A 9878-nucleotide genomic window follows, 5' to 3' on the forward strand; every position below is an offset into this window, starting at 1 on the left:
TAGGGGTCTCAAGCTCCCCCTAACGGCCACCGAGAAAACCTTCACCAGCTAAGTATTTTTACTCAAGTCTCTGGAGGGGGACAGCTTATGTGACAGTTGAGGGTGCGGAATGTGGGTTTGACGTACTTGGTCTAAAAACCAAGCGTGAAGTCCTTTGCTATAGTCGGGGGATAGAAGTGCGGCATTGCGGGGAGTTAATTCAAATGTCAAACCGACTCATTCTGCTGTGTCTGTCCAGCTTAGATCGGTGGCGAAAGAGGGGAGCGATCGAGTTCGGGGTGAGGATGTCAAAGGATTAACTCTCTATCAATTAGGGTTTGCTGAAAAAGTTTGTTGGTGGGGTTAGGAGTCGGTCGTCGGTCGTCGGTCGTCGGTCGTCGGGAGTTTCAGGCTTTGTTGCCCTCTCTTTTCGTACCAGTTTATGTACTACAAGAAGGATAATGCAAGGTTTTTGAGGGTCCCAATCCGATTTTCGCAGCATGAACATCGGATTTTAACAGGTCAAAAGCCTTATTTTAAAAGGGTTTTACCATTATTCAAGCGAGTTCTTTACCCTATTTAGAAATCTTTGTCTAGTACAATTTATACCAAATTAGATGAGCTTATCCTGGGGGTAGTCGCGGGGATAAAACTTATGAAGAAACAGCTTACTATAGCGTTTCCTGTTGGCAAGAGGTACATTGTCGATGGTGAAAAGCTTAATCAGCAAAGGTTTAACTGTGCCACACAGGTGTGAGAAACGCTATATATCAGTAGCCTAACCGCATCCGCCCAAGTATTTGCTGAAATTATTCGAGGACATTGGAAAATAGAAAATCAGTTACATTGGGTAAAAGATATAATTTTTGAGGAAGATAAAAGCCAGATCAGTGATTTTCAAGCGGCAAGCAATTGGTCAATTCTCACAACCATGGGATTGAATCTTTTCCCTGGGGTTTTCTCTCAATAACGGAGGGACAGAGGTGGTTAGCTGAACGTTGGGAAAAACTGATAGTTTTATCGACGTAAGAAGCAAAAAAATTAGCTAAATTAACAGGATGTACTCTCAGACAATTTGAAGAGAGATAGGCTTTTAGTGGCTTGGGAACAAGCTTTATCAATCTCTTCATAATAAATATTGGCAGAAAATTAAAGATTAGTTATTGTGACTAACTCTTTTGATTAGAAAAAGATAAACTTGAGAATTTTCAGTCAATAAATTTGACTGAAAATCCGCTGTACTTAATTTAAATGAATCAACCCTACGGTTGTGGGGGAGGAAAGCGACTGCGAGGAGATTTTTTCGACTTTCTCAAAAAAGCGGGGATAAATGCGGCCATAAAAAATCCAATTCCCAAAGAAAAAGCCAATAAAACACCGATAGGTACTTTAATTGACTCAAATTGTAGAAACTTTAAAGAAACTGGTTGGATATTTTGAATAGCAAAAACTGCCATGGTCATAATCCAGCCGCCGACAATAGCACTAGCTAAAAAATTACTAATTGTATTCATGCTTGTCCTCGCCATGTTTGTGGGAGATTTTTTCAGGTTTTGTAGGCTAATTTCGCAGTTAGCTTCCTATTAATACCATTTTTCTTTATTCGTGGCCCTCCTATCCATTAGTCGCATCTTTCTTAACATAAAATTTGACAAAAAGAGAAAAGTGTACAAGATGGCTCAAGGGGGTTCTATGGGGGAACTAATTTGATTAGATAGGGTTTGCTGAATAATGGTATGACTTGGCATCATCTCCCCACTCCCCAATCCCCCACTGATTACTGATCACTGAAAAATCTCTTGTCTCTCAATCAAATTCTGCTTTTAAATCCCGACGCATCAATTCATAAACGGCAACTTGGGGAGAAATTTCCCCGCGCAAAAGACGATCAACTTGGCAGGTAATCGGTACATATAAATTTTTTTCTTGGGCAATTCTCATCAAAACTTCTGTGGTATTTATTCCCTCGGCAGTTCCCTCTAACTTTGCTAAAATCTCAGGCAAAGATAAACCTAAAGCTAATTGATAACCCACTTGATAATTGCGAGATAAAGGACTATTACAGGTGGCTAATAAATCCCCTAAACCCGATAAACCGAAGAAAGTTTCTTGACAACCTCCTAGACAAGTTCCCACCCGAACTATTTCCGGTAAAGCGCGAGTTAACAGGGCAGATTTGGCATTAGTACCTAACTGTAAACCATCACAAACCCCAGAAGCGATCGCCATGACATTTTTGAGAGTGCCACCTAACTCAGTCCCCAAGGGATCGCTATTAAGATAAACCCGAAAAGATTCCCCAGATAATAATTTTTGTAACAATATTACCGCTTTTTGCTGATAACTTGCTACCACCGTGGCAGCGGGTAAACCTTGATTAATTTCTTTAGCTAAATTGGGACCGGAAAGAACCACAAGGGGATTAGCGGGAAAAGCTTGATTCCACAGATGAAAAGGGGTACGAGTGGTGATTGGCTCTAATCCTTTAGTAGCGGTGACGATAATTATGCGAGAATTTAATTGTAATTGCTGTAATTTTTTGATCGTTGGAGCAACTCCTTTAATCGAAACTGCTGAAATAATTACCTCAGTATCTGCTATAATAGCCCCTAAATCTTCCCCAGTATGACGCGACCAAACCCTAACAGCTAAGTGATTAAGTCTAGCCAAATTAGCGAGAGTTTGTCCCCAAATTCCCCCACCTATAACCGTAATTTTCTTGGCATTTTCTAACAACTTCTATTCTCCTCCTTATTAGTGATCCCTGATCAGTTACTGGTTAGAAATGATTCGATTTGAAGGTTATGAGTCTTAAATGAAATTATTCACCGATTACTGATAAGTAGGTAGGTGTTAAAAGTTGTCAGACACCCCCCTTATCAAGGGGGGCAGGGGGGATCCCCCCGCCTATCGGCACCCCCCTTATCAAGGGGGGCAGGGGGGATCAGAGGCAAAAGACAAACTATCGCAATCCTGCCCCCACTGTTGATATTATCATCGAACTGATCGACTCGCCCCACCGTCCGATCGTACTAATTGAGAGAAAAAATCCGCCCTTTGGCTGGGCAATTCCGGGGGGATTCGTGGACTACGGTGAATCAGTGGAAACGGCGGCCATTCGGGAAGCTTACGAGGAAATCAGTTTACAGGTGCAGTTAATCGAGCAATTTCACGTCTATTCCGATCCTAACCGCGATCCACGTCAACACACCATTAGTATCGTTTTTATCGCCACGGCAAAAGGCCAACCGATCGCTGCCGATGATGCCAAAAAAGTCGGGATTTTTCATCTTTGGGAATTCCCCCAACCTTTATGCTTTGATCACGATCGCATTCTCAATGATTATCGTCGTTATCGGGATTATAAAATTCGTCCCACACATTAGACCCCAAACTAGCCATAAAAGCAATCCTTGCCAAAAACGTCCCCGAAAAACCTTAAAAAATTAGACACTTCTGAGGGCGACAATCGGCTCCAATTTAGAGGCACGATAGGCGGGAAAAACGCCGAAAAAGAGACCAATACCCGTGGAAACACTCAAAGACAGGGCGACGGCGGTGGCGGAAACAGTGGCGGCCAGGGGAGAGAAACTGGAGACGAGAACGATCGCTCCTGCACCGACGAGAATACCAAGCGCACCGCCGGCGATGGAAACGAGAGTTGATTCAATCAGAAATTGTAAGAGAATATCCTGTTCTCTGGCTCCGATCGCTTTTCTTAGTCCGATTTCCCCGGTTCTTTCCGAAACCGAAACCAGCATAATATTCATCACCCCGATACCACCGACAATCAGGGAAATACCAGCGATTAAAGCCAAAAGTAGGGTGAGACCCTGGGTAATCGTGGCGAAGATTTCGATCATCTGTTTAGCAGTTTCGACGCGAAAATCATCCTCAGCGACGATTTTATGGCGTAAACGCAGGAGATTCTGGATTTGGAACTTAGCGGCGCGGATTTCCTCCCCCGATCGCGCGGTGAGACTAATCCAACTCAACTCGACACCGTAGGGTCCGGTTTTGCCCACCAGTTGCGAGTTCATGGTGCTAAGGGGAATAATCAGCATTTCATCCTGATTATTGCCAAAAAAGGAGCCTTTCGCCTCTAAAATCCCGATCACCTCAAAACTGAGATTTTTGATCCGCAGCTGTTGACCAAGGGGATTTTGGGTGGGAAAAAGTTGCGCTGCCACTTCCGTGCCGATCACTGTTACCCGTTTGTTGCGGGCTAGATCGATATTATTGATAAAACGACCTTTTTCTAGGGTAAAATTGCGGACAGAAGCGTATTCTGGGGTGCTTCCCGTGACTAGAGCCGTCATGTTGCGATTACGATGGGAAATCAGGAAACGAGCGTTTATTTCTGGGGCGACTTCGGCGACGGTGGGAACCTGTTCGGCGATCGCCTGAGCATCGGCTAAAACCAAGGTTTTCGGTAAATTAACGGTGGTATTGCGTGCTTGTCGCGACCCTGGCACCACAAAAATGGTATTGGGTCCCAAGTTAGCAAACTGGTCATTGGCTAAGGTTTGCGCCCCTTGGCCAATACCGATCATGGCCACTACTGAAGCGTTACCGATGATAATCCCTAACATAGTCAGGCCGCTACGCACTTTATTGGCCGCTAGGGTGGAGACGGCCATTTTTAAACTTTCGGTGATCAACATATCAGTTATCAGTTATCAGTGATCAGTTATCAGTTATCGGTTAGATAGTTGTAGGGTTTTGGGGTTTTGGGGTATTAGTTGAATTCCCCCATTTCCCCATTCCCCCATTCCCCCATTCCCCCATTTCCTGAATCCTGTCCGATCAGAAAAAAGACAATTTGGAGATATTTGTTAAGAAAAATTATTGAGATTTTTGATTATTTTTGATTAGTTTTCGAGGTATCTTCGGCTCCTTCGGGGAGATCGATAAAGACCTTTTCTCCAGCTTCCAAACCTGATAAAATTTGGGTTTTATCGTCTAAGACCAAACCGATCGAAACGGGTTGAAAACTGGGTTTATTTTCGGCATCGGGAACTAAAACCCCTGACTTGCCTTCCCGGGTGACAATGGCCACAGTCGGCACGACGAGGGCATTATCTAACTGCTGGCCGACAAAAGTTACATCCACATTCATTTTCGATTTGAGTTTGTCCCGTCCCGTCACCAAACCGATTCTCACTTCAAAAGAAGTAACATTATCCTCGATAATCGCTTCAGGAGCCACGAGAATAACTCGACCTTCAAAGACTTCTTCAGGAAAAGCATCGGCGACAATTCGCACTGGTTGGCCGCGCTGCAATAAACCCACATCTACTTCCGGCACTTTAGCAATCACTTCCAATCCCGATGCCAGGGCGATAATCGAGGTGGAAGTGGCGGAAGCGGTACTGGAGGCCGAAGTGGTGGGAGTGACAAAAGAACCCTCGGTGGCGTATTTTTGGGTGACGATGCCATCAAAGGGAGCAGTAATGACTGTATCGCGGTATTGAATCTTGATTTGCTCTAAATCGGCCTTGGCGGCCGCTACAGATGATTCTAGTCGAGCAAGCTCGGTTTCTTGGGTTTTTTGGCGTTGTTCGAGGGCAAATTTCGCTTCTGCAATCGCTGCTGCCGCTCGGATCATTTCCTGCTCAATTCCGGCCACTTCTGGGGAAGCAGTTTTATCTGCTTGTTCCAAACGGCGGATCGATTCGTCTAAATTGGCTTTAGCATTGAGATATTCATTGAGGACGGCATCAAATTGGTCTTGAGCGATCGCCCCTTCCCGGACTAAATTTTCATTGCGTTTAACCCGATTTTCTGCTAGTCGAAAACGGGATTGGGCTGCTTGTACCTGAGCTTGCAGCTGGTCTAAATCTTTGGGAATTCTTTCTTTGGCCTGAGCTAAACGGGCTTCTAATTGCTTATAACTGGCCTGGGCCTGATAAAATCGGGCTTGTAATTGCCGGATATCTTCGGGAATACTGCGTTTAGCCTGTTCCAGATTGGCTAGAGCTTCCCTTAGATGCGCTTCTGACTGCATTCCTCGGGCATACACCTCCAAATTATCCATGACGGCGAGGGTTTGTCCCTTTTTAACAATCATGCCCTGATCCACCAATAATCGCACTAATCGGCCGGGGTTTTTCGGGCTAATGTTGACACTTTGGATTGGTTCCACCCTACCACTAGCTTTAATTTCCACAGCGAGGGTTTCCCGTCGAGCAGGAACGGTCATTTTCGCCAATTCTAGGCTAGGAGGAGGTGTTTGCAGCAAGCGATAAGAAACCACTCCCACCGCCAGAAAACCACTAGCCATGAGTCCGAATATCCAAAATAGGGGGCGATTTGATTTTCCCAACACGGTTATTGCCATCGATGAGCCAAAAGTTAATTGGTTATATACTAACGTCTCTAGAGTTGCCTTTGTTGTTTCTTTAGCCAACAACTCCCAAGCGAGATAGACTGATTAAAAAAGGCCTATCGCGGGGGTAAACTGTGCCAAAACTTCAATTAATCATTTCTTTGCTCATTTTTTTCGTCGCTGGCAGCCCGCCGGCTTTTTCCCAAGCGCTACTCCCCTACGCCATCGAACCGGAGTTAGAACAGATGGAACAAGCGGGAATTGAAATGGCCGAAGATGCCATCCAATTAGCTCGTTTTCGCCGTACCGATGCGGCCCTCGGACGGGCTAAGTTAGCGGTGCAGTTAGCCCCCCATCTCTATCAAACTTGGTTTATTCTCGGTAGTTTATATCTGCAAGACGATCAGGTGCAACCCGGTATCGAGGCATTAAATCAATCTTTGTCCCTTGCTCCCGCCGATGCCCACGCTAATATTAAATTTTCCCTCGGTAGTGCCTATTTTCAGAATCAAGATTACAAGTCTGCTATTGCCCAGATTGAAGCGGGTTTGCAAATGAAACCCGATATCTCCCCCGCTCTTTTTGATCTCGGTAATTCCTATCTCAAGTTAGAACAATATCCTGCGGCGATTGCAGCTTACGAAAAAGCTGTTAGTCAAGATAAAAATTTTTGGCCCGCTATTAATAATATTGGTTTAGTTAAATACGAACAGGGTGACAAGGAAGCAGCCCTTAAAGATTGGCGGGCCGCTTTGAAAATTGATCCTAAACAGCTGGAACCTCAGTTAGCTATTGCGGTGGCTATTTATAGTCAAGGTAAAACTGAGGAGGGCATCAAATTAGCTCAGGCCGCTCTCACTAGCGATAGTCGTTATGTCAGTCTGGAATTTTTAGAGGAAAATCTCTGGGGTCAACGTCTTCTGCAAGACACGGAGAAAATGTTTAATAATCCCAAAATGAAAGATTTTATCGCTCGTTTACCACAACCAACCCCCGAAGTGGAGGAAGAAAATTAAGCTGATAGCAGCAAGCATTAAGATAACCCCTTAGTTAATTTGCTAGGAATTCTTGAGGCTTGCTCTAGCTAATTAGGGCTGGCTGAATATCGGTAGCAGCTTTGCTAAAAAATGGTTTTGGGACTTTATTAGCAAAACAACAAATTTTTTGCCGCAAACCCCACATACAGTACAATTATTACAGTTAAGGGTTTGAAAGGCCTAGGATGATGGCAAAGCAATCAAGGGCAATTGCGGTGACAGAACATGATAATAAGTATCCTGAATGTCTGCACTTGGAGATTTCGGGAGAACCCCTTGCGCCTGAGTCGAAGGGACTTTTTTCGCTTTTGAAAAAGTCTGATCCAGAGGCGTTTTCCCTATCGGTGCGGATTATTTTTAATCAGCAGTGGCTTGATTTTCGCTTTGGACGGGTTAAGTTTGGTTTGCGGGGGGGAGAGTTACGCTTAAAACTGGAGAATGGCCAAATGCCTTCTGAGTTGAGAAATGAAGCGTTGAAAAAGATTTTAGCAAGGGAATTAGAGATTGAACGTCAGTTAGGAGGAGAACAGGAAAGCAAGTCTCAACTAGAAGGAACTATAACTCCTGATTTATCGAAAGCAAACTTAAAGGGAGTTAGAGAAAAGCGTCAGAAAGAGTCCCAGGGGGATAAGTTTCAGCTTAAAATAGCGCAAATTAGTCACAAGGGAGCAAATAATCAGCCTGTGTGGGTGTTCGAGAATAGGACGGGTGAGCCTGTTTTGATTGGGGAATTAGCGGATTCCCTGGGTAAAATGTTAATTGCGGGTGTTCCCTGGAGCGTTGAAGCGACATTTACTCCTGAAATGCGTCAGGTTGTGATTACGGGTTTAGAAAATTTATTTAGAGATGATATTTATCGACACGAAAAATTAAACGTATTTGAGTTAGGATTCGCTAAGTTATTTTTAAAGCATAAAACCCAGCCCTATCTAAGTCGTCAGGTATTGCGTTATGAGTGATGCAGATTTTATTCGAGAAGTTGAAGAACTGTACCTGCGTCTTGCTAATGCAGATACAGATGATCTAGTTGAGTTAGCTAAACTTGCGGGTTTAGACCCTAAAACAGATTTAGCCGAGGAGTACAGCGCCGGACAAGCATCGTCTGATCTGGTTGACTTAGCTAAACTTGCGGGTTTAGATCCTAAAACAGATTTAGCCGAGGAGTACAGCGTCGGACAAGCATCCTCTTCTGTTTGGGTTCCCTGGGACGCAGCGGCTCAAAAGCAACCCAATAAACTCGACCAAATCAACTTTTTAGTAAAATTCCTTTGGTTTTGTGCGGGAGCGAACATTAAGGTTTTAGAACGATGCCAAGTCGATCACAATAAATATGCGATGATCGGTTTCACAGTTCTGTTAACCTCTGTAGCAGCGTCCCTGAGTGGAGGTTATGTCTTGTGGACTGTTTTTAATTCAACAAAGATGGCAATCAGCTTTGGTCTCTTTTGGGGATTAATGATTGGCAACCTTGATCGCTTTTTAGTTTCCACCACTCGGAAGGAAGAAAATTGGTCTGTAGAAAAAATTGTCTTTCTTGGAGTTCAGGTATTAGTCGCTATCTCTATCGCTTTCGTTGTTGCTAAACCGTTAGAACTTAAAATTCTTGAAAAACCGATTCGGGCTGAACTGGTTGAACAAAACTCAAAAATTGCGTTAGAAAAAAAGACTCGTTTAATTCTGATTTATTCTGAGATTTCTCAATTAGAAAAAGATAATCAAAAATTGCAGAATAATTTAGATAAGTTGAAACAACAAATGAATGAAGCTTATCGGGCTGTTATTGGAGAAGCAGAAGGAACTTCTGGTACAAAAAAATTAGGCACAGGCCCTGTCTATGACAAAAAATGGCAAAAATATCAGCAAAGTCTTATTGAGTATGAAAGCAATAAGAAAAATTTAGATGCTCAGATTAAAGAGAATCTCAATCGCATCAGGAAATTAACCGAAAAACGCGATCTTGAGTTGGCGAATATTATCACTGAAAAAGCGAAAGCTGATGATATTATGACTCAGCTTGAGACACTAAATGAGTTAGGAAAGAAAAAACCTATTTACGCTCGGTTAAGTTTTTTTATCATCCTTCTTTTTGTTTTAATTGATGTCAGTCCAATCATTGCTAAACTTTTTCTAAAAAGTAGTCTTTATGACTGCTTATTAGACGAAGAAGAGAAAATGCAGCGAACTCTTTATTTGCAAATACAAGAAAAAGCCCAACAGGAAGCAATGAATAATGCTTTTCAAAGCGAAAACTATCAAAAAGCTGTAGATGACTTAAGTAAAGTCTATACCAATCAATTAAGTCGAGAAATTTCTCGCTTAGGGCAAGAGTTTAATCCCGCCGTTTACAAGCAGAAAATTAAGCAGGAAATGCACAAGCAAATGGAAAATCGAACAATTCCTTCCATTGTGGAAGAACTGAACTTACCCCATACATATATACCATAACAGCCGAAAACCCTTATCCATCAATGGATACACCCCCTTAACTTTTCTTAATGTACCCATGTAATTTGTAACATTTCTTAATGGACAAG

The 9878-nt window shown here is 43.2% G+C and carries 9 protein-coding genes and 2 pseudogenes; 7 read left to right on the forward strand and 4 right to left on the reverse strand.

All coding sequences use genetic code 11. The features are described 5' to 3' along the window. Positions 1–745: 745 nt before the first annotated feature. Positions 746–1008: pseudogene (locus tag EWV68_RS12100) on the forward strand (ISAs1 family transposase); the annotation flags it as partial. Positions 1009–1241: 233 nt separating this feature from the next. Here EWV68_RS12100 and EWV68_RS12105 read toward each other — a convergent pair. Continuing rightward, positions 1242–1493: a lipopolysaccharide assembly protein LapA domain-containing protein gene (locus tag EWV68_RS12105; RefSeq protein WP_043996298.1), complete on the reverse strand. Its 252-nt coding sequence runs from the start codon at positions 1491–1493 to the stop codon at positions 1242–1244. A gap of 292 nt (positions 1494–1785) precedes the next feature. Next, entirely contained in the window at positions 1786–2715 is a 930-nt protein-coding gene (locus EWV68_RS12110; RefSeq protein WP_061432163.1) for an NAD(P)H-dependent glycerol-3-phosphate dehydrogenase, read from the reverse strand. A 188-nt stretch (positions 2716–2903) separates the two neighbouring features. On the opposite strand from EWV68_RS12110, the gene EWV68_RS12115 reads away from it, so the two are divergent. Beyond that, the gene (locus EWV68_RS12115) at positions 2904–3365 is read left to right on the forward strand and encodes an NUDIX domain-containing protein (protein ID WP_287169917.1); all 462 of its coding nucleotides are present in this window, start codon (positions 2904–2906) and stop codon (positions 3363–3365) included. A gap of 60 nt (positions 3366–3425) precedes the next feature. On the opposite strand, the gene EWV68_RS12120 is transcribed toward EWV68_RS12115, so the two are convergent. After that, positions 3426–4643 (reverse strand): ABC transporter permease, encoded by a 1218-nt coding sequence (locus EWV68_RS12120; RefSeq protein ID WP_061432162.1) that lies wholly within the window; start codon positions 4641–4643, stop codon positions 3426–3428. 197 nt (positions 4644–4840) lie between these two features. Beyond that, positions 4841–6319 carry an efflux RND transporter periplasmic adaptor subunit gene (locus tag EWV68_RS12125; RefSeq protein ID WP_287169909.1) on the reverse strand — a complete coding sequence of 493 codons (1479 nt, stop codon included), beginning with the start codon at positions 6317–6319 and terminating at the stop codon, positions 4841–4843. On the opposite strand from EWV68_RS12125, the gene EWV68_RS12130 reads away from it, so the two are divergent. The 5 genes and pseudogenes from EWV68_RS12130 (at position 6261) to EWV68_RS12145 (ending at position 9789) form a co-directional block, all read left to right on the forward strand. Further along, complete coding sequence (locus tag EWV68_RS12130) at positions 6261–6407, forward strand: hypothetical protein (protein WP_172456229.1); 147 nt, start codon at positions 6261–6263, stop codon at positions 6405–6407. The genes EWV68_RS12125 and EWV68_RS12130 overlap by 59 nt on opposite strands. A 34-nt stretch (positions 6408–6441) precedes the next feature. Next, positions 6442–7323 (forward strand): tetratricopeptide repeat protein, encoded by an 882-nt coding sequence (locus EWV68_RS12135; RefSeq protein WP_287169911.1) that lies wholly within the window; start codon positions 6442–6444, stop codon positions 7321–7323. A gap of 209 nt (positions 7324–7532) precedes the next feature. Further along, a complete protein-coding gene (locus EWV68_RS12140; protein WP_287237501.1) occupies positions 7533–8303 on the forward strand; it encodes a hypothetical protein in 771 nt (256 codons plus the stop codon). Next, a pseudogene (locus EWV68_RS22090) lies at positions 8296–8517 on the forward strand (hypothetical protein); the annotation flags it as partial. The gene EWV68_RS12140 and the pseudogene EWV68_RS22090, both read left to right, overlap by 8 nt. Positions 8518–8634: 117 nt before the next feature. Beyond that, positions 8635–9789: a DUF4407 domain-containing protein gene (locus tag EWV68_RS12145; protein ID WP_425184207.1), complete on the forward strand. Its 1155-nt coding sequence runs from the start codon at positions 8635–8637 to the stop codon at positions 9787–9789. Positions 9790–9878 lie beyond the last annotated feature (89 nt).

The sequence above is a fragment of the Microcystis sp. M_QC_C_20170808_M9Col genome (assembly GCF_007095495.1).
GTDB lineage: Bacteria > Cyanobacteriota > Cyanobacteriia > Cyanobacteriales > Microcystaceae > Microcystis > Microcystis aeruginosa.